This window comes from Flavobacterium sp. (assembly GCF_039932285.1).
Taxonomy (GTDB): Bacteria; Bacteroidota; Bacteroidia; order Flavobacteriales; family Flavobacteriaceae; genus Flavobacterium.
The window spans coordinates 13,276-33,653 of sequence record NZ_JBDTQE010000008.1; the positions used below are offsets into that span (position 1 = coordinate 13,276).

Below are 20,378 nucleotides of genomic sequence, written 5' to 3' on the forward strand. Positions count from 1 at the left end.
TTTAAGAATTTTAAGTAAAAAACTTAATGAGACTTAAAATTTTAATGGTTTAAAAATTCATAAAAATAAAGCTAACAATACAAACAATGAAAACGATATACGACTTCAATTTCCACAACAAAAAAGCTTTAATAAGAGTAGATTTTAATGTTCCACTAAATGAAAGCTTTCATGTTACCGATGCCACTCGTATTGAAGCTGCAAAACCTACAATAGATAAAATTCTTGCCGATGGTGGAAGTGTAATCTTAATGTCGCATTTAGGAAGACCAAAAGGAATTCAAACTGAATTTTCATTAAAACATATTGTAGCTAAAGTTTCAGAAATTTTAGGAGTTCCAGTTCAATTTTCTTCAGATTGTATTGGTGGGGAAGCAGAAAAAATGGCTTCAAATTTAAAATCAGGAGAAGTTTTATTATTAGAAAACCTTCGTTTTTATGCAGAAGAAGAAGCTGGTGATATCGAATTTTCTAAGAAACTAGCAAAACTAGGAGACATTTATGTGAATGATGCTTTTGGGACGGCTCACAGAGCACATGCTTCAACGACAATAATTGCACAATTTTTTCCTGAGCACAAATGTTTCGGCGCACTTTTAGCCAAAGAAATAGAAAGCTTAAATAAAGTGCTTACAAACAGTCAAAAACCAGTTACAGCAGTTTTGGGCGGAAGTAAAGTTTCCTCAAAAATTACAGTAATCGAAAATATCTTAGACAAAGTAGATCACATGATTATTGGTGGTGGAATGACATTTACTTTTGTAAAAGCATTAGGTGGAAAAATAGGAAATTCTATTTGTGAAGATGACAAACAAGAATTGGCTTTAGAAATTTTGCGTTTAGCTAAAGAAAAAAATGTTCAAATTCATCTCCCAGTCGATGTTATTGCTGCTAATTCTTTTTCAAATGAAGCCGAAACCCAAGTTATAGATGTTGACAAAATTCCTGATGGTTGGCAAGGTTTGGATGCTGGACCAAAATCGTTAGAAAATTTCAAAAAAGTAATTTTAGAATCAAAAACAATTCTTTGGAACGGTCCTCTGGGTGTTTTTGAAATGTCAAATTTTGCTAACGGAACTATTCAATTAGGGAATTTTATTGCTGAAGCAACTCAAAATGGAGCTTTTTCACTTGTGGGCGGTGGAGATAGTGTAGCGGCAGTAAAACAATTTGGTCTTGAAGACAAGATGAGCTACGTTTCTACAGGTGGTGGTGCCATGTTAGAAATGCTAGAAGGAAGAGTTTTGCCAGGAATTGCAGCTATTTTAGAGTAAAAAATACAATTTTAACAATTTTTTTACCGTTTTTACGTTTTAAGACTTTATGTTTGCATTCAGTCGCAACATATTGAAATATAACACTTTATAATACCTACTATTATGATGAAAAATAAATTTACTTTTTTACTTCTTCTATTTTCGGTCACAAATATATTTGCTCAAGATATTGTTTCACATGATTCCATAAAAAAAACAGAGCTAAAACTCTCATTTTTAGACTCATTAAAAACCACTTACGTGATAGACGAAATGTCTGCTTGCGTAGATGAAAAATGTTTTAAAGAACTCACAAACGATGATATTTCGAAGCAACTTTTTGATGACATAAAAAATATTGATTTAGACAAAACTGTCGATTTTGAACTACCAACTGAACTGTTAAAAGAAAGATTAAGATTAATGGACGAGAAATCTCCGTTTAATATCGAATACAATGTTGGTTTAGAAAATATTATCAAATCATTTCTTAAAAACCGAAAACATTCTTTTGAAAGGCTAATGGGAATTTCTCAATATTATTTCCCAATGTTCGAAGAAGCGATGGCGAGATATAATGTGCCATTAGAAATAAAATATCTGGCTATTGTCGAATCTGCATTAAATCCAAAAGCAGTTTCTCGTGTTGGCGCGACTGGTTTGTGGCAATTTATGTACGAAACAGGAAAACAATATAAGCTTAATGTAAATTCTTATATAGACGAACGTAGTGATGCACTAAAAGCGAGTGATGCTGCGGCACAGTATATGAGTAATATGTACAAGATTTTTGGCGATTGGGAATTGGTTCTTGCTTCATATAATTCGGGAGCAGGAAATGTAACCAAAGCCATTCGTCGCTCAGGTGGACATCAGAATTTTTGGAATATCAAGAAGTTTTTACCAAAAGAAACAGCATCTTATGTTCCTATGTTTCTTGCCACGATGTATATTTTCGAATACCATAAAGAGCACGGAATTGTGCCAGAAAAAGCAATTGCAAATCATTTTGCTGTAGATACTATAGCAATAAAAAGCAAAATGTCATTCAAACAAATTTCGGCCTTGTTAGATATGCCAGAATCTCAAATTGAGTTCCTGAATCCTTCATATAAAATGAAAGTCATTCCTTATGTAACTAACGAAACCCATTATTTGTGTTTGCCAAAAGACAAAATTGCCATTTTTGCTTCAAACGAAGATAAAATGTATGCTTATGTAAATTATCAGGAGAAAAACAGAGAAAGACCTTTTACATCAAAACCAAGAACAAAAATTTTTAAAGATTCTATTTCTGTTAATGATAACATAGACGAAGCATTGGTGGAAACTAAAACTATTATGAAAAATGTTTCTAGAACTAAATTTCATAAAGTAAAAAGAGGAGATAACTTAAGTGATATTGCAGATAAGTACAATGTTGCTATGTCAGATTTAAAAAAATGGAATCACCTAAAAAGCAATAAAGTACAACAAGGTAAAAGTTTAAAAATCATTACCGAAGAAAGAATTGCAGTGGTTCAGAAGGTTAAAAAACCAAGGGCAATTTTAGAAGCTAAAGTAGAATCAAAACCAGAATTAACAGAAGAAAAAGTAGTTGCTGTTCTTGATAAATCAGTTTCTAAAAAGGAAATAGCTAAAAAGCCTGAAACCGTAACAGAAAAGACAGTTGTTACTAACGAACATATTGTAAAACAAGGAGAAACCCTAACTAGTATAGCAAAAGAAAACAGATTATATGTTGCCGATTTAAAAAAATGGAACAATCTAAAAGACGGAAATATTAAACTGGGAGATAAACTAAAACTTTCTAATACTCCAGATATTGTTGTTGCAGTTGAAGAAGCAAAACCAAGTATTGAAACTACTTTTTATACTATAAAAAAAGGAGACAACATCTCATTAATTGCTAAAAATAATAATGTTACTGTTGATGATTTGAAAGAATGGAATAATCTAGACAATAATGTTGTAAAAGTAGGAGAGAAGCTAAAAATTGAAAAAACTATAGAAGTTGTTGCCGAAGTTTCTAAAAAAGAGACTAAGAAAAAAGACAAATACCAAGATCAAAAATTATATGTGGTACAAAAAGGAGATTCATTATTTAGTATTTCTCAAAAGCATCACACTACAGTTGCAGATATCAAGAAACTAAATGGCATTAAAGACGAAAACTTACAACCAGGAATGAAACTTAAAATAAAAGCATAAAAAAAGGGAATCGTGAGATTCCCTTTTTTATCACATTTGTAGTAAATAAATCTCACAATGTCATTACAATTCAAAATAAAGCGTTTTAAAGACCTTTCTATTCATGAACTATACGAAACCTTAAGATTAAGAAGCGAAGTCTTTGTAGTCGAACAAAACTGCGTCTACCAAGACATTGATAATAAAGACCAGAAAGCAATTCATGTTTTAGGTTATTACAATGAAGAATTGGTGGCTTATTGCCGATTATTTGATGCAGGTGATTATTTTGATAATGCTTCGATAGGGCGTGTTATTGTAGCACGAAAATTCCGTGACAAAAAATGGGGAAATAATCTTATGATTGAAGCTATTGCTGGAATAAAAGAATATTTTGGCAAAAGTAACATCACGATTTCTGCCCAATTGTATTTACAAAAATTTTACGAAAGTCATGGTTTTACGAAAACTTCCGAAATGTATTTAGAAGATGATATTCCGCACATTGAGATGAAAAAATCTTAAATCTTTGTAATCACTAACTCGACTCTGCGATCATACTGTGGTTCTTTTCCTAGGGGTTTTGCAGTACCATATCCTTTATAAATCATTCTTTTTTTGTCTATTTTTTTTGCAACAAAAAAATTGTAAACAATCTTAGCTCTATTAGTAGAAAGTTCTCTTTTTCTAGTATCTCTGTCTATTGCTTCTTTTTGGTATGGCGGTGTACAACAAACATGACCTTGTATTTCGAACTGTAAATTTTTATATTTAAGTAAAGCTTTCGAAATTTTTTCAAGATCATTTTTGGCATTAACACTTAGTTTGCTACTGCCTTTTTCGAAGAGAACATCACCTAAAAAAATTCTATCACCCACAATATGTTTTTTTTGTATCATATCAAACATACCCGGCATCTGAATTTTAGGCAACGGTTTCATGTTGAGAACCACATCTACGCGACGATTTTTAGACCGAACTTCGGGAAGATTTTCTATAATATCATCGTCAATCATGACGCGACCTTTGCCTTCAATAGTGACAATAATCTTGTTTTTGATACCATTCGCAACTAACTTTTTCTGAATAACAGAAGCCCGGTTGTTAGATAATTTAAAATTATAGGATTCTTTGCCACGATCATCACAATAACCAAAAATTTGAACAGATTCAATACGAGTAGAATCGATATTTTTTATAAAATTTACGGTTTCGTTTGCTTGTTTTTCGTCGAGTTTAAATTTATCAAAATCGAAATAAACAGAATGTATAATTTCTTCCTGAGCCATTATTTGCTCAGAAAAAGAAAGGAATATAAGTAAAAATAAAAAATTTCGCATGTTGTTTTTCCAGCCTTGTGTTCACTGGTAAATTTAACCATAATGTAGAATTTACCAACTAAAAAATCAAAAAACCTTACATTATTTCAAGAGAGTGTTTTTTGATTTTTCTTGGAATATTCCTCTGAATCTATTGGAGATAATAGATTCAGAGGAATATTCATGTATTATAATTGGTTTGGGAAGTTTTTTAATATAAGCAACAGCTTCTTTAATTTTTAAATCAGAATCTGACTCAAGAATGGGAATATTATAATAACTTTGATTGTATAAAGTCATTATTTTTTCTTCATTTATTCTTCGGTTTTTATTTTCAGCTTTATTTGAGTGCAAAAGCGACACCACACTTTTTATTTTGCCGTTTAATATAAAACTAAAAAACTCTTCATCCGTTGGATACGGAGTCAAATAACAATCTTCATCTAGTTTATATATGTTTCCACGTTCAAAACGGGATATTGTATCGAGATTTCGGGTTGTAAAATGACTGTTTATTTTAATGTTTTTATTTTCTTTTTCAATAATATTTCTAAAGACATTTACCCTATCTTTTCCTAAATAACAGTGCACATAATACTTGCCTTTTGCATTATGCGCTAATTTCTTTATTTGGCTCACGGCAGAATCATTGCCAATTATCCATGGCAACATAGGTATTGATATTATTTTTAGTCTTAATTTTTTTGCGCTTTTTAATTCTTTTTCCATTAAAACTGGTTCGGCAGGAATAACTAAAGGATGAAGCAATGATATAATAGCAGTATATTTTTCAGCTACAAGATTAGCCATTTTATCTTCATCTGGATAGCTTCCAAAATGGAATTCGATAGCTGTATTTTTTTCAATAATAACTTTTTCTGTCGATTTTACAATCAATATTTCTGGTTTGAAAGTAAAGATGTAAAGAGCAGTAAGGAGTGAAGTGGCACAAATGCCAAAAATTATATATTTTTTAATATTACTTTTTAAAATAATAAAATAGCGGGTTAAATATAAACTTGCAATAAAAATCAAGACACAAAAAACAACAATTATAATTTTCTGAACAAAATTTTCACTGTTTTCCGACCAATGATTATTATGTGCTTTGTTAGCAATTATTCTAGACGGACCTGATGTCAATGTGTATATTCCCATAGGTAGCGCAAGACTTAACCCGAAAAATAAGAAATAACTGCTGTTTTTTAGATTTATCTTAACTCTGTTCATATTCTATTTTAAAAAAACCTAAATATCGTGAAAAGACTTTTAGAAAAAGCAATTATTTTATGATACATTTAGTTTTATTGAGATTTCCAATGTTCTCAAACAAGCTCAATTCGATTCCTTTTTTTAATTTATTGTTGGTAATGTTTACCTGTTAGAGCTAAATGTTCAACCATACGAATATGAGCAATTTTAGTTAACGGGAGTAAAATTTTATCTAATAAACTTTATCAATTCTCACCACTGGTATCCTGCCGATTTCTTCTTCTTGGTTGATTACTTTCATGTAGTACATTTTCGGAATGTAGAAACTGTGCGGCGGCTGATGAATCTTTTACTTTAGAAGCACTTCGTTCTAACATTTCTGATTCAAATTCAGTCAATACACTTTTTCGAATTCCAATTTCTCTCCATTTTGATGATGCGCCGCATCCTTTTGTTATTGCCCGAGCCAAAGCCAAAGCATCTAGCAACGCTTGATTTGCTCCTTGTCCTTTGAATGGACTCATTGGGTGAGCCGCATCTCCAATCAGAGTCGATTTTTCTCCTTTCTCTAACAATGCCGGTTCGAGTAATTCTCGGTCATACACAGGATATCCAGTAATCTGAGATTCTAGCGTTGCTGCTACTATTTGTGGAATGGGATTGTGCCACGGTGTTCTTCGACAAGCTTCTTCTTTAAGTGCTTTCGGACCTTGAGCACTCAAGTTTTTAGCCTCATTTTCTGGCATTGGAAAACTAAGTTGCCACATTACAGAGTTTGACGTATAAGGCATGATGTAGATTCGCTCATTACCATTGGCAGTTTGAAAAACCGTCGCCGAATCTAACAAAGAACTAGTAAGCCCATCGAGATCACTCAAAGGACAAATACCCAATATCACAATACAACCTAGGTAACGCAAAGGATTAGTATCTTCACCAATGAGTATATTGCGAACTGAACTGCGAATGCCATCGGCTCCAACGATAAGATCTGCCTTATAACTCTTTATTTCTCCGTTTACTTGAAAGCTTAGATCCACACAATTATCTGTACCTTCTTTAAAATCGATTAATTGATGTCCCCATTGTACTTTCTCCTGTCCGCCGAGTTGTTCCAGTAGTTCAAAACGTAAAGATTGTCTTGAGATATGCACATTGGAACGTTTCGAAGCGCTTTTCGCCTCTGATGGTATCCATTTCCTCATTCCCCATTCTCCAATCACTTTTCCATCTGTAGTGTGAACCACGTGTTTTGTTGAAACCACGCCTTCTTTTAAGGTGAGTATTCCCAATCCTCTAATTGCTTTGCTAGCTTGTTGCAAGGTGAGTCCGTAGCCTTGAGATCGCGAATCGAAGTTGTTATCGCGCTCATAAAGTGTAAAAGGGATTCTGCGGTGCAAACAAGCCACAGCCAGCGCGACACCACCTATACCAGCACCAATAATAGCAACATGTGGGTAATTTTCTTTATCTGCTATGGGAGGACTAGCGGCAGAAATAATCCCAGAACCAGAACATTGCAAACAGGAACCAAGGTGCGCTTTAGGGCGAACAGGAGTAGTTCCTTCGGTATTTGTTTTCTCATATTGTTCGAGTTCTATTTGGTAGCGAAGTCGCACTTTCTTAGAAAGTCTTTGACTTTTTTTGCCGCGTCCCTGACATTCTAGACAAATAGTCCAGCTAGTATTTTTATTTTCTATCTTTTTCACTTCTGTTTTATAGTATCATTAGTAAATGATTTGCGGCTAACCAGATCTGGCGATTTTGGAACGGAAAATTTTATGTTGTGCTATAATTTTTTGCGAAATATAAAAATTAATTTACTACATAATTTGCTCACGAGGCTGAAATATGAACAGATAAATAATCTCACTAAACAATTGTTGGTAGATCTGTTTTTCTTTAGAATTCAGTTCCACATTTCGGACATTTGCATTCAGTTTTGCTTAACTTTTCATTTTGCATTCTACTAATAAACGCAGAACTTATTATTCCTGTTGGCAAAGCAACAAATCCAATTCCGATAATTGCAATTACAGAACTTAATATTTTCCCCAAACCAGTAATTGGATAAATATCTCCGTAACCAACAGTTGTTAAAATTGCAACTGACCACCAAAGAGATTGTCCAATATTTTCAAATTTATCAGGTTGCGCTTCGTTTTCTACATAATACATTAAAGTTGATGATAAAATCAGCAATATAAATGCAACAAAAAGAGTAATTGATAATTCAGATTTTGAATCTTTTAAAACGCTTGTAATTGTTTGAAGTGATTTTGATAAACGTCCAAGTTTAAATATCCTCAAAAGCCTGAATAAACGTAATATTCTCAAAACTCTTAAGTCGAATGGAAAAATTAAAGGCAAATAGAAAGGAAGAATTGCAAATAAATCAATTAAACCAAAAGCTGAAAAACTAAACTTTAATCTTTTTGAAAATGAAGAGTCTTTTCCGTAATCTAAATCAGCAGTAAAAAACCTTAAGATATATTCTATTGTAAAAATCGTAACAGAAAAAGTCTCAAAGTTTTCAAAATACAATTCAAAGTTTGAATAAATTTCTTTGTATGATGCGAGAATTAAAGAAAAAACATTCAAGATTATCAGCGTGTATATGAACTTCTGAAAATGTGGATTTGTATGTATAAATTCGTGGATTCTTGCTTTCAACATTTTATCGGGCTTCCTTATATTTTGTTATTTTTATTGATTTCTGCATTTTTTCGCAACTTTCTGCCAACTTAAAATCAGTCAAATAATCAACCTATTTTTTTAATATTCTATTGTATTCAGCAACATTGCTTAGCAATTGGGTTGCTTTTTTTATCTCAGAATTATTTTTGGTATAAAACATATACAATCCTTCTTTGTACTGGTTTCTTGTTATAATTTCGTCACGCAATAAGTCTAATATTTCGGGTTTGTTTTTGTCTACTTCTTGATCTTCTGCTTTTTGAAGCGAAGCTAATAAAGTGTCATATTGCAGTTTTATAGCCGAGTCTATTTTTTCTTTTTTAGCTTCTTCGAGCATATCTTTTAGCGCCAAATCTGTTTTTGTATCAAAAGAGAAAGACTGAGATTTTAAGAATTTCTTGAATTCTAAAAAATTAATATCGGTTAATGCTGGTATTTTTGCTCCTAAATTTGGGTTTTTAGTACAATATTGGGTTGCGAAATTAAAAATCGCATCATTTCTTGTTAAAGCATCAATAATGGTGTTGGTTTTCGTTTCTTCTAATTCGATATCTGGCAAAACGCCTCCACCATCAAAAACGGGACGACCTTTTCGGGTTTTAAAAGCATTATAATTTTTGGCTTCGGTACGAATAGCCTTGCCGTTGGCATCTTTTTTGGTGTAATCTAAAGCCTGAATACATCTGCCGGAAGGCGTATAATACCTAGAAATAGTTACTTTTAGTTGGGTTCCGTAAGTTAAATCGACATAACGTTGCACCAATCCTTTACCAAAACTTCTCGAACCAATAATAACGGCTCGGTCTAAATCCTGCAAAGCACCAGAAACAATTTCGCTTGCCGAAGCGCTATGACCATCGACTAATATCGCCAACGGAATCTCTAAATCGACAGGATTTTTCGATGTTTTATACGTATTATTGTGTTTTGCAATGTGCGATTTTGTGGTTACAATAATTTCGTTATTGGGTACAAATAAGTTGCAAACATTTACGGCTTCGGCTAGTAAACCACCTGGATTTCCTCGCAAATCGAGAATAATTTGTGTCGCACCTTGTTCTTTCAATTTTTCTAGTGCTTCTTTTGTTTCTGACGATGCTTTGGCATTAAATTTTTCTAAAACGATATAACCTGTTTTGTCATCTATTTTTCCAAAAAATGGTACAGCTTTAATTTCGACTTCTTCTAGAACAAGTTGTGTGGTTTTTATTTCGCCATTTCGTTTGTATTTTAAATCGATTTTTGCATTTTTTCCGCCTTTTAATAATTGCGTGGCATCGTCTTTAAAATCGATGAGGTTTACATCACCAATTTGAATTATTTCGTCGCCCGCTTTTAAACCTGCTTTGTCTGCAGGATAATTTTTGTAAGGTTCGCGAACGATTAGTTTTCCGTCTTTTCTGGTTAATATCGCACCAATTCCGGTGTATTCGCCCGTGTTGTTTATCTTGGCTTTTACAACATCTTGCTCGTTAAAATAGTTGGTGTATGGATCCAGTTGTGCCAACATGCTTTTTATGGCTTTATCCATTAATTCGCCAGGATTGGTCTCGTCAACATAGTTCATATTGACCGTTTTGAACAGCGTAGTGAAGATTTCTATTTGTTTGGCAATTTCAAAAAAATCTTCTTTAAAACTTACTCCTACAAATAAGAAAGCACTTGCTATTACTGGAAATATATATTTTTTCTTCAAAAGTGAAATCATGTCTTATCGTGTTTTTTTCTTAAATCTTCGTTTGATAAAGATAAATAGTACTACGAAAATAATGATAAAAGGCCAAATGCCGATAATTCCGAGTAAAAAACTTGACAATCCGTTGAAACCTGATTTTATTTCGTTCCATATTTTCCCACCATAAGAAACTGTAACGCCACTTTCGGAAGGATTATTCGTGTACATTTCTATATTAATTGTACTCATAGAAACCTGACTTTGCATGTATTTTAGTCGGCCTTCTTTTGCTTCTATTTCTTCACGAATTTCGGCCAGTTGTTTTTCTATTTCTAGCATTTCTGAAACTTTATTTGCTTTTGTTAGCAATTGAATATAACGTGCTTCAAGTTTCTTTTTAGCATTCATTCTGGCTTCTATATCTACATATTCTTCGGTTACATCTTGCTGAGAAATTTCTTTTTTATCAAAATGGGAAACACCTTGACTTATTTCGCTTATAAAAGCATCAAAATCTTGATTGGGAATTCTAATGGTGAAATTTCGGTAAACCGAATAATCATCTTTTCCCGAATCATCATTTTGAATAATGGCTTTGTGTTTTGCTACTGCTTTTTGAACGGTTTGAAAAGAACTTTCTAAATTAGAACTTTCGAAACGAAGATTTCCAGTTTTAATTATTTTGGTTTCAGTTGTTTTTTCAGGAGAATTAGTAATGTTGGATTCGTCGCCAGTTTCTGGTTTATCCAAATCTACTGCCGAAGCTGCTTCGTCCATAACAGCAGGAGCTTCCGCCATTTCGGTAATACTTATTTTAGCTGGACTTGCTTCGGCAGCTACATCTTTACAAGAAATGGCAAAAAATAAAATAGAGAGGCAAACGAATAATTTTTTCATAGTGATAAATTTAGGAAAGTTGGTAATTTTCTTAAATTGTTATCAAAAATGCAGCCAAAATTTTAATATTCTAATTTTCCAACTGATTTCATCACTCGTAAAGTTTTGTTTTTCCTTTTTTCGACATAAGCAGAAGAATTAGTTGCTTTATATTTTCTGGGATTTGGGAGAATTGCTGCGATAGAAGCGGCTTCGTATTTGGTTAAATTCTTTGCGCTTTTGTGAAACCAGTGTTTGCTTGCAGCTTCGGCACCATATACGCCATCGCCCATTTCGATACTATTCAGATAGACTTCCATGATGCGTTCTTTGCCCCAAAAAAGCTCTATAAGTACTGTAAAATAAGCTTCTAATCCCTTTCTTAAATAACTTCGACCTTGCCACAGAAAAACATTTTTTGCGGTTTGTTGAGAGATAGTACTACCGCCTTTTAGTTTTTTACCTTTCAGATTGCTTTTGAAAGCTTTATTCATGGCACTAAAATCGAAACCATTATGTTTTAAGAAATGACCGTCTTCACTTGCTACAACTGCTTTGGGTAAATTGAGCGAAATATCCTCGAGCGAAACCCACTGGTGACTGCAAACCATGTCTTTTCCCGCTTCATTATGTTCGAATGCTCGAATAATCATAAGAGGTGTGTAAAACACAGGAACAAATCTAAAAATGATAACCATAAGTACCGAAAGTCCCACGAACCATAAGGTAAATTTGAAAATAAAACTTTTTACTTTACTCCCAAAACTAGTTTTTTCTTTTTTAGGAGCTGGTTTTGCTTTTGGTTTTGTTGCTTTTTTTGTCGCCATTATATTAAATCTGCTAATTCTTGTCCTACTAAACTCCCTATGGCTACACCCATGCCACCCAATCTCACGCCACAATATACGTTCTCTGATAAGGATTCTACGATGGGTCTTTTGCTATTGCCTAAACCCATAATGCCAGACCAACGGTGGGCAATTTTGAAATCGGTGTTGGGCAAAATTACGGTTTTTAAGATTTCTTCCAGTTTGTTTTGTATTATTTCTGTTTGACCAAATTGCGAAGTATTTTCTCTTTCAAAATCAAGGTTTCTACCACCGCCAAATAATATTCGATCATTTATATTTCTGAAATAATAGTACCCTTTGTCTAAATGAAAAGTGCCTTTTATATCTAAATTCGGAATAGGTTCGGTGATTAAAACCTGTGCCCTGGCTGGTTTTACTTCATTTTTGGTTATTTCTCCAGCAAAACCATTGGTAGCAAACAACAACTTTTTTGTTGTAAAACTATAATCGTTTACCTGAATTTGCACACCATTTCCATTGTCATAAAAGTTAGAAACCGGCTGATTATTCAAAATTAAAATTCCATTTGCTTGCGCTTTTTTTAGTAAAGCTTGCATCATGTTTCCAGTATCTATTTGTGCTTCAAACGGATTGAAAATGGTATATTCTTGAATATTTTGAAAACCAAATCGATCGATGTTCTTCTCGAAAACATCAGCTCTAAAAATTGGTTTTAAAACATCGTTGATGAACGGTAATTTCTGTAAACATTCGTTATAAGTAGATTCATCATTTTTTAAAAACAGTTCATAACCACCAAAAGGTTTAAAATCGATCGCTTCGTCACTCAAATTTTTTCTGAGTAATTGTAATCCTTGCCAACGTTTTTGTACCAGTTGAATTACTTCTTCTTCAGTATGTGATTTTAAATCATCGATAATTTCAGATAAACTTCCAAAACAGGCAAAACCCGCATTTTTTGTACTTGCTCCTTCGGGTAACATGCCTTTTTCTAGGATAAGAATTTTACTTTCAGGAAATTTTTCACGCAAACGCAATGCAGTATGAAGTCCAACAATACCGCTTCCTACAATCGTATAATCTACATTTGTAAACCAGTTTTTGAGTTCCCAATAACTTAAATTCATCGTTTAAAACTTATTTGAATTGTTGTTCCTTTATTTATTTCAGATTGTAATACTTTTATTCTTCCGTTGTGGTATTCTTCGACAATTCTTTTGGTTAACGAAAGTCCCAATCCCCAACCTCTTTTTTTGGTTGTAAAACCAGGCTCGAAGATGGTTTTAAATTGATTTTTAGGTATTCCTTTACCAGAATCGGTTACTTTTATTTTAGTGGTTTTCCAATCATCTTCAATTGTTATGTCTATAGAACCTCGACCTTTCATGGCATCGATGGCATTTTTGACCAAGTTTTCTATCGTCCAGCTGTGCAATATTGGATTCATTGAAATTGGAATTTGATGTTCAGGCGCTTTAAAAGTAAAAATTACTTGTTTAGAAAATCTAGATTGTAAATATTCGTAGGCTTTTTGGGTTTCTTCAACTAAATCTGTCTGTTCTAAAACAGGTTCTGAACCAATTTTAGAAAAACGATCTGTAATATTTTGAAGTCTGTGAATGTCTTTTTCTATTTCTTCGACTGTAGTTTCATCTACATTATCAGCTTTCATAATTTCGACCCAACCAATGAGTGATGACAATGGCGTTCCTATTTGATGTGCTGTTTCCTTTGCCATTCCTGCCCAAAGTTTGTTTTGCCCAGAAATTTTATTGGTTTTATAATAATTATAAACCAATGCGCCAAACAAGAAAATGATCAGTAATAAAGCAATGGGATAATATTTTAATTTGTTTAATAATGGGGAATTGGTGTAGTACAAATAATGAAATTTCCCTTTTGCATACTGCATTTCTACACGTTTGTTGGCATTTTTGAAACTTTGTAAAAGTGCTTTTGCTTTTATCGAATCTTTGATGATATTTTCGTCAATATTAATCGACTGAAGAATACTATCCTTCTGATTGGTTAATAAAATGGGAATGGTATTGTTGTTTGTAATAATGTTAAAAGCAAGATCGAGATCAGTGTCTGAAGAGGCATTATTGATGCTTTTTTGTGCTTCGGCCCATAATTCTATTTTTAAACGTTCTTCGTTTTTAAAAATTTGAAAAAAAGTATAAGTATTCCATAAAATCAGCACGGTGATTAGGAACGAGCAGATGATTAGAACCCAACGGGTTGTGTTATTTTGATTTGAAAACCGCATATTTTTTCTTGAGTGTATAAATATATAAAAAAAGACATTAATGATTTAGTATAATTATTTCTATTCAATTGCTTTTCTTATTTTTGTAGAAAACAAACAATTATGCTTAGCATTTCTCCAAAAGACATTACCACAGCGCAACTACAAGGTTATTTGCAAGGTGCTGTAAGCCCTAGACCTATTGCGTTTGCAAGCACAATAGATGCTGATGGAAAACCAAATTTATCGCCATTTAGTTTTTTTAATGTTTTTAGTGCAAATCCGCCAATTCTTATTTTTTCGCCAGCAAGACGTGTGCGTGACAATACTACAAAACACACTTTAGAAAACGCAAAAGTCACTCGAGAAGTGGTTATAAATGTTGTAAATTATGATATTGTACAGCAAACCTCATTATCAAGTACAGAATATGCTGAAGGGGTTAACGAATTTCTAAAAGCTGGTTTAACACCTATCGCTTCCGATGTTGTAAAACCTTTTCGTGTGGCAGAATCGCCTGTTCAGTTTGAATGTAAAGTAAATGAAATCATCGAACTAGGGCAAGAAGGTGGTGCTGGGAATTTAATTATTTGTGAAGTAGTTCGTATTCATATTAATGAAGAAATTTTAGACGAAAAAGGCGCCATCGACCAATATAAAATCGATTTAGTATCAAGATTAGGTGGAAACTGGTATTCTCGTTCCAATCAAGGTTTGTTTGAAGTGCCAAAACCATTGGTAACATTAGGAATTGGAGTCGATCATATTCCAAATTTTATTAAAGAAAGCTCCGTTTTTGATGGAAATGATTTAGGCATGTTAGGAAATATTGAAGCTTTGCCTACTGAAGAAGAAATTACTATATTTGTAAACGAAAATTTTGCTGTAAAAGGTGTTTTAAGTTCCGATGATGAGCAAAAAATACAGTTGAAAGCAAAAGAATATTTGAATAATCAAGACATACTTTCAGCATGGAAAGTACTATTAGCAAAACGATAAGTTATGGAAGTTACAGGAAAAATTAAAGTGGTTGGGGCAGAACAACAAATTAGTGCCTCATTTAAAAAAAGAGAATTGGTTGTAACCACAGACGAGCAATATCCACAATCGATAATGATAGAATTTGTTCAAGATAAAGCTGATTTATTAAACAGTTATAATGTTGGAGAAGACGTAAAAGTATCTATTAATTTAGGTGGAAGAGAATGGGTGAATCCTCAAGGAGAAACTAAATATTTCAACAGTATTAAAGGTTGGAGAATAGAGCGTTTGGCAGCTACACAGGCACCAAATACACAATCGCCACCAATGCCAACAGCTGAAACATTTGAGCCGGCAACAAACTTTAAAGAAGAAGAACACGACGATTTACCGTTTTAATTTTAGATAAAAGAAACAAGAATAAAGAGAAAAGACTATCATTCTGAACTAAGCAATATTTCTAGTTCAGAATGATTTTTTTGTTTTTTTATCATTGTTGTCCGATAAAAATATGATTTCATTCGATAAGCATTGATTTTGCTGAATTATTCACTTTTTAGCTTGTTTTTGAAAAAAACTACGCAAAGTCGCAAAGTCGCAGAGTCGCAAAGAATATCAATCATAACCTTGGCGACTTCGCGCCTTTGCGTGAAATAAATCATTTACTTTTTTTTATCAGACAACAGTGTTTTTTTATATTGATTTTTGCGATTGCGATTGATTTTTGAAATTATTATTAATTATGCATTTTTTAACCGAAGAATTATCTTTTCCTAATACAAACGAATCTTCGCCCGACGGTCTTTTAGCTATTGGTGGCGATTTATCTACCGAAAGGTTATTATTGGCTTACCAAAACGGAATTTTCCCTTGGTTTGAAGAGTGCGATCCCATAATGTGGTGGTCGCCAAAAGAAAGAATGGTTTTGTTTTTAGAGGAATTAATCGTTTCTCACAGTATGCGAAATATCATCAATAAAAATGTTTTTCAAGTAACTTTTAATAAAGCTTTTCGTGAAGTAATCCAGAATTGTCAAAGCGTAAAACGAGAAGGACAATACGGCACTTGGATTACCGATGAAATGATTGGATCTTATTGTAAACTACACGAATTAGGCAAAGCAATGTCGGTTGAGGTTTGGCAAAATGATGTTTTAGTGGGCGGATTATATGGTGTAGATATGCATCCTGTTTTTTGTGGAGAAAGTATGTTTTCTAAGGTAAGTAACGCTTCGAAAATGGCATTTATTTCATTGGTAAATTATCTAAAAACAAATCATTATAACTTATTAGATTGTCAGATTTATAACGATCATTTAGATAGTTTGGGTTGTAGAGAAATTCCTAGAGAAGATTTTTTGAGGATTTTGAGTAAAAATATTTGAATTAGATAGGAGATATATAAATAAGTTGTGGCAAGCTTAAGTAAACATAAAAAAATGGCAAACAGAGACGATTTTAAAAAAACAACCATTGAAGTTTTACCGAAAAGAGTTGGATATTTATGTTCTAATCCTGATTGTAGAAAATTGACAATTGGTGCAAATGAAGTCGCAGAAAAAGCAACTTCTATTGGTAATACAGCTCATATTACTGCTGCTTCAAGTGGTGGCCCGAGATATGATGAAAATTTAACAACTGAACAAAGAATTCACATCGATAATGCAATTTGGCTTTGTAGTAATTGTGCAACATTAATTGACAAAGACGAAAAGAAATATACTGTTGAAATATTAAATAACTGGAAGAATTTAGCTGAAGAAGAAAGTGCAAAAAAGCTAAATGGAGAAATTAAAAATAAAAAAGTTGAAGCTCCTTTTCTTGAAGCTGATTTGATTTGGAAAAATGGAGGTCGTTACAATCAAGGCTATAGCACTAAAAACCCTAAAGAAGTAGTAGATGGAAGAACAGTTTATAGTGTTAGTAACCATCCAATTATTTATTGGGAAATCGAATGGAGATTTAACTTTACAATTTATAATAATTCAAGTTTTCCAGCTTTTAATGTAATTATAGAAAGTATTGGAAAAGAACACTTTACACATATTGACGAACTAAACAAAGTAAATAATATTCCTCCATTTCAAAATATAGATTTGACAGCGAAATATTCTTTATATCATGAAGGAAAAAGCACCGAGGCGGATGAAATAATGAATCATAGAATTCCTGAAAAATTTAACGACTTAATACTGAGAATAAAATATCTTGATGAAGATAGAAACGAACATATTACACTATTAAAAATTGTAAATGGAGAATTAGTAAACGAAAAAGCAAGCCACTAACAACATTTTGAAATAATTAAGGTTTTTTTAGTCATCGATTTATCCTATCGTCCAACAATCTTCTACATGATCGTTTACCATTCCTGTTGCTTGCATGTGTGCATACATCACAGTCGAGCCCACGAATTTGAATCCACGTTTTTTTAAATCTTTGCTCAAAGCGTCTGATATGGCTGAGGTTGCAGGTACCTCTTTGAGTGTTTTTGGTTTGTTTAAGATAGGTTTTCCATCTACAAAACCCCAAATATATTTGCTAAAACTGCCAAATTCTTCCTGAATTTCCATAAAAGCAATCGAATTTGTTACTGCCGATTTTACTTTGAGTTTGTTTCTAATAATTCCCGAATTTTGCAATAATTCTTCTTGTTTTGCTTCAGAATAATTTGCAATTTTTTTGTACTCGAAATTATCAAAAGCCAGTCGAAAATTTTCTCTTTTGTTCAAAATAGTTATCCAACTCAAGCCGGCTTGAAAAGTTTCAAGGATTAAAAATTCAAATATAGTTGCATCATCGTAAACGGGTTTTCCCCATTCGTTATCATGATATTCTTTATATAAATCACTGGATAAACACCAAGCACAACGAGTTTTCATAAATAAAGAGTTTTTCCAAATGTAATAATTTGTTTTAAAATAATTTGTAAATTTACTTTAGTAATTTAGATCGTATGAAGACAATTATAGCTCAAAGCTTTTTAAATGCACTTAGTTATTTAGAATATCGGAATATTATTTTTGAGCTAATTCAACAAGGAAAATCTACAGGTGATGAGCAATCAGATGATTTGCTTCATTATAGTAAGTTGAATGAAACCAGAATGAACAGACTAGATAAAACTCTTCATGTAGGAATTGAAAGTATGCAAGGGTTAAATTCGCTAAAACATCAATATTATTGGTTAGTTCTTACTGAAGGTTGGTGCGGTGATGCTGCGCAATTAATTCCTATTTTTAATAAAATGTCCAATGCATCAAATAATATTGAGTTAAAAATATTGTTTAGAGATGAAAATAAACCATTAATGGATTTGTTTTTGACTAATGGCAGCAAGTCTATTCCGAAATTAATAATTCTCGAAAAAGAAACCTTACAGTTTAAAGGAACTTGGGGGCCAAGACCTGAAGGCGCCACAAAACTTATAAAAAGCTATAAGCAACAATATGGAGTGATTGATAATACTGCAAAGACCGAATTACAATTATGGTATTTGCATGACAAAGGTTTGAGCACACAGAATGAATTAACTACATTGATGCATCATTTGGAGGAATTGACTCATCAAACAAAGTAACATCAACAGCATTTTTTACATCATAATCGCCAATTTTTGTTCTTCGTAAAACTGTAAGATGTCCGCCAGATTGCAAAGCTAATCCAAAATCATAAGCCAACGAGCGAATATAAGTTCCTTTGCTACAAACCACTCTAAAATCGATTTCAGGCAATGCTATTCGCGTAATTTCGAATTCGTGTATTTGTGTTTTTCTGGAAGCAATCTCGACTTCAACTCCTGCCCGAGCATGTTCGTACAATCGCACGCCATCTTTTTTGATGGCCGAAAAAACAGGTGGTTTTTGGTCTATTTCGCCTAAAAATTGTTTGACTGTTTCGTGAATTAAACTTTCTGTAATATGTTCGGTAGGGAAAGTAGCATCTATTTCGGTTTCTAAATCATACGAAGGCGTCGTGGCACCAATGTAGAAAGTCCCAGTATATTCTTTGGCTTGACCTTGTATTTCGGAAATACTTTTGGTAAATTTTCCTGTACAAACAATTAACAAACCAGTTGCTAAAGGATCTAAAGTTCCCGCATGACCAATTTTAAACTTTTTGGGCAAGCCTAATTTGTTAATAAGCGAATATTTTAGCTTATTTACAGCTTGAAACGAACTCCATTTTAATGGTTTGTCTATCAGTAAAACTTGACCGTTTAGGTAATCTTCTGGCGTCATTAAATGATGGTAAGCGGATGAATAAAAAAGTGTATAAGTAGTAATGCAATTCCAGCTATGATTCGGTAATAACCAAAAATTTTGAAACCATGTTTACTTAAAAAATCAATAAATGTTTTAATTGCTAAAAGTGCCACAATAAATGCCACTATATTTCCAATAATTAGCATATTTATTTGGTCATGACTCAGTACAAAGCCATCTTTATAATAATCGTAACATTTTTTAAGCGTTGCGCCAAGCATCGTTGGAATGGCAAGAAAAAAAGAAAATTCGGCTGCCGATGTTCTGGCTAGTTTTTGAGACATTCCACCTACAATACTCGCCCCACTTCTAGAAACACCAGGAATCATGGCAATACATTGAAACAATCCGATTTTGAAAGCTTTTAGGTAAGTAATTTCAGTTTCAGATGAATTATTAAACCAATCATCTACTTTTAATAAAATAATTCCGCCAATAAGAAGAGAAACCGCAACGGTAACTGGACTTTCTAATAAAGCATCAATTTTTTTGCTAAAAAGCAGTCCTAAAACAACCGCTGGAATAAAAGCAACTAATAATTTAAAATAAAAATCTAAAGTTTGAAAAAACCTTTTAAAATACAAAACCACCACCGAAAGTATCGCACCTAATTGAATGACAATGGTAAAAAGTTTGGTAAAATCTTCGTGAGCAATTCCAAAAAAAGAACTGGCTATAATCATATGCCCTGTTGACGAAACAGGTAAAAATTCGGTAATTCCTTCTATAATAGCAAGAATTATGGCTTGAATTGTGTTCATTTTTTAGATTTTTAGATTTTTAGATTTTCGGACTTCTTAGATGTAGTTAAATGTAATTTTAATATAATACACGAGCGACAGCGAACT

General features: G+C 32.7%; 20 protein-coding genes. 8 read left to right on the forward strand and 12 right to left on the reverse strand.

Translation table 11 applies throughout. The features are described from left to right. The first annotated feature begins 86 nt into the window (after positions 1–86). From ABI549_RS03055 to ABI549_RS03065, 3 genes are all read left to right on the forward strand, one after another. Positions 87–1,274, forward strand: coding sequence for a phosphoglycerate kinase (locus tag ABI549_RS03055; protein ID WP_348074981.1), 1,188 nt, complete (start codon positions 87–89; stop codon positions 1,272–1,274). Positions 1,275–1,379: 105 nt separating this feature from the next. Next, positions 1,380–3,467 carry a LysM peptidoglycan-binding domain-containing protein gene (locus ABI549_RS03060; protein WP_348074982.1) on the forward strand — a complete coding sequence of 696 codons (2,088 nt, stop codon included), beginning with the start codon at positions 1,380–1,382 and terminating at the stop codon, positions 3,465–3,467. A 57-nt stretch (positions 3,468–3,524) separates the two neighbouring features. Continuing rightward, on the forward strand, positions 3,525–3,971 hold the full coding sequence (locus tag ABI549_RS03065; RefSeq protein ID WP_348074983.1) for a GNAT family N-acetyltransferase: 447 nt from the start codon (positions 3,525–3,527) through the stop codon (positions 3,969–3,971). On the opposite strand, the gene ABI549_RS03070 is transcribed toward ABI549_RS03065, so the two are convergent. The 9 genes from ABI549_RS03070 to ABI549_RS03110 form a co-directional block, all read right to left on the reverse strand. Further along, complete coding sequence (locus ABI549_RS03070) at positions 3,968–4,786, reverse strand: OmpA family protein (RefSeq protein ID WP_348074984.1); 819 nt, start codon at positions 4,784–4,786, stop codon at positions 3,968–3,970. The genes ABI549_RS03065 and ABI549_RS03070 overlap by 4 nt on opposite strands. Positions 4,787–4,867: 81 nt before the next feature. Beyond that, on the reverse strand, positions 4,868–5,995 hold the full coding sequence (locus ABI549_RS03075) for a hypothetical protein (protein ID WP_348074985.1): 1,128 nt from the start codon (positions 5,993–5,995) through the stop codon (positions 4,868–4,870). Between the two features lie 227 nt (positions 5,996–6,222). Next, positions 6,223–7,686, reverse strand: coding sequence for an NAD(P)/FAD-dependent oxidoreductase (locus ABI549_RS03080; protein ID WP_348074986.1), 1,464 nt, complete (start codon positions 7,684–7,686; stop codon positions 6,223–6,225). A 193-nt stretch (positions 7,687–7,879) separates the two neighbouring features. Then, positions 7,880–8,650, reverse strand: coding sequence for an ion transporter (locus ABI549_RS03085; protein ID WP_348074987.1), 771 nt, complete (start codon positions 8,648–8,650; stop codon positions 7,880–7,882). A gap of 94 nt (positions 8,651–8,744) precedes the next feature. Next, positions 8,745–10,382, reverse strand: a complete 1,638-nt coding sequence (locus ABI549_RS03090; protein ID WP_348074988.1) for a S41 family peptidase — start codon at positions 10,380–10,382, stop codon at positions 8,745–8,747. 3 nt (positions 10,383–10,385) lie between these two features. After that, a complete protein-coding gene (locus tag ABI549_RS03095) occupies positions 10,386–11,246 on the reverse strand; it encodes a DUF4349 domain-containing protein (RefSeq protein WP_348074989.1) in 861 nt (286 codons plus the stop codon). A 62-nt stretch (positions 11,247–11,308) separates the two neighbouring features. Then, a complete protein-coding gene (mtgA, locus tag ABI549_RS03100; protein ID WP_348074990.1) occupies positions 11,309–12,052 on the reverse strand; it encodes a monofunctional biosynthetic peptidoglycan transglycosylase in 744 nt (247 codons plus the stop codon). Next, positions 12,052–13,164: an FAD-dependent oxidoreductase gene (locus ABI549_RS03105; protein ID WP_348074991.1), complete on the reverse strand. Its 1,113-nt coding sequence runs from the start codon at positions 13,162–13,164 to the stop codon at positions 12,052–12,054. Before ABI549_RS03105 ends, mtgA begins: the two co-directional genes overlap by 1 nt. Next, on the reverse strand, positions 13,161–14,306 hold the full coding sequence (locus tag ABI549_RS03110) for a HAMP domain-containing sensor histidine kinase (protein WP_348074992.1): 1,146 nt from the start codon (positions 14,304–14,306) through the stop codon (positions 13,161–13,163). Before ABI549_RS03110 ends, ABI549_RS03105 begins: the two co-directional genes overlap by 4 nt. Positions 14,307–14,408: 102 nt before the next feature. Here ABI549_RS03110 and ABI549_RS03115 point away from each other — a divergent pair, with 102 nt between their 5' ends. The 4 genes from ABI549_RS03115 to ABI549_RS03130 all read left to right on the forward strand — a co-directional run bounded on the left by ABI549_RS03115 (position 14,409) and on the right by ABI549_RS03130 (position 17,553). Then, positions 14,409–15,284, forward strand: coding sequence for a flavin reductase family protein (locus ABI549_RS03115; protein ID WP_348074993.1), 876 nt, complete (start codon positions 14,409–14,411; stop codon positions 15,282–15,284). A 3-nt stretch (positions 15,285–15,287) separates the two neighbouring features. Next, positions 15,288–15,665 (forward strand): DUF3127 domain-containing protein, encoded by a 378-nt coding sequence (locus tag ABI549_RS03120; RefSeq protein WP_348074994.1) that lies wholly within the window; start codon positions 15,288–15,290, stop codon positions 15,663–15,665. A 343-nt stretch (positions 15,666–16,008) separates the two neighbouring features. Beyond that, positions 16,009–16,650, forward strand: coding sequence for a leucyl/phenylalanyl-tRNA--protein transferase (aat, locus tag ABI549_RS03125; RefSeq protein ID WP_348074995.1), 642 nt, complete (start codon positions 16,009–16,011; stop codon positions 16,648–16,650). Positions 16,651–16,704: 54 nt separating this feature from the next. Continuing rightward, positions 16,705–17,553, forward strand: coding sequence for a hypothetical protein (locus tag ABI549_RS03130; RefSeq protein WP_348074996.1), 849 nt, complete (start codon positions 16,705–16,707; stop codon positions 17,551–17,553). Between the two features lie 39 nt (positions 17,554–17,592). Here ABI549_RS03130 and ABI549_RS03135 read toward each other — a convergent pair whose 3' ends face one another. Then, entirely contained in the window at positions 17,593–18,147 is a 555-nt protein-coding gene (locus ABI549_RS03135; RefSeq protein WP_348074997.1) for a DNA-3-methyladenine glycosylase I, read from the reverse strand. Positions 18,148–18,221: 74 nt separating this feature from the next. Here ABI549_RS03135 and ABI549_RS03140 point away from each other — a divergent pair, with 74 nt between their 5' ends. Beyond that, positions 18,222–18,845, forward strand: a complete 624-nt coding sequence (locus ABI549_RS03140) for a thioredoxin family protein (protein WP_348074998.1) — start codon at positions 18,222–18,224, stop codon at positions 18,843–18,845. Here ABI549_RS03140 and truB read toward each other — a convergent pair. Both truB and ABI549_RS03150 read right to left on the reverse strand, forming a co-directional pair. Then, a complete protein-coding gene (gene truB / locus ABI549_RS03145) occupies positions 18,799–19,506 on the reverse strand; it encodes a tRNA pseudouridine(55) synthase TruB (protein WP_348074999.1) in 708 nt (235 codons plus the stop codon). The genes ABI549_RS03140 and truB overlap by 47 nt on opposite strands. Then, entirely contained in the window at positions 19,506–20,291 is a 786-nt protein-coding gene (locus ABI549_RS03150) for an undecaprenyl-diphosphate phosphatase (protein WP_348075000.1), read from the reverse strand. The genes truB and ABI549_RS03150 overlap by 1 nt, the downstream gene beginning before the upstream one ends. Positions 20,292–20,378: the final 87 nt, after the last annotated feature.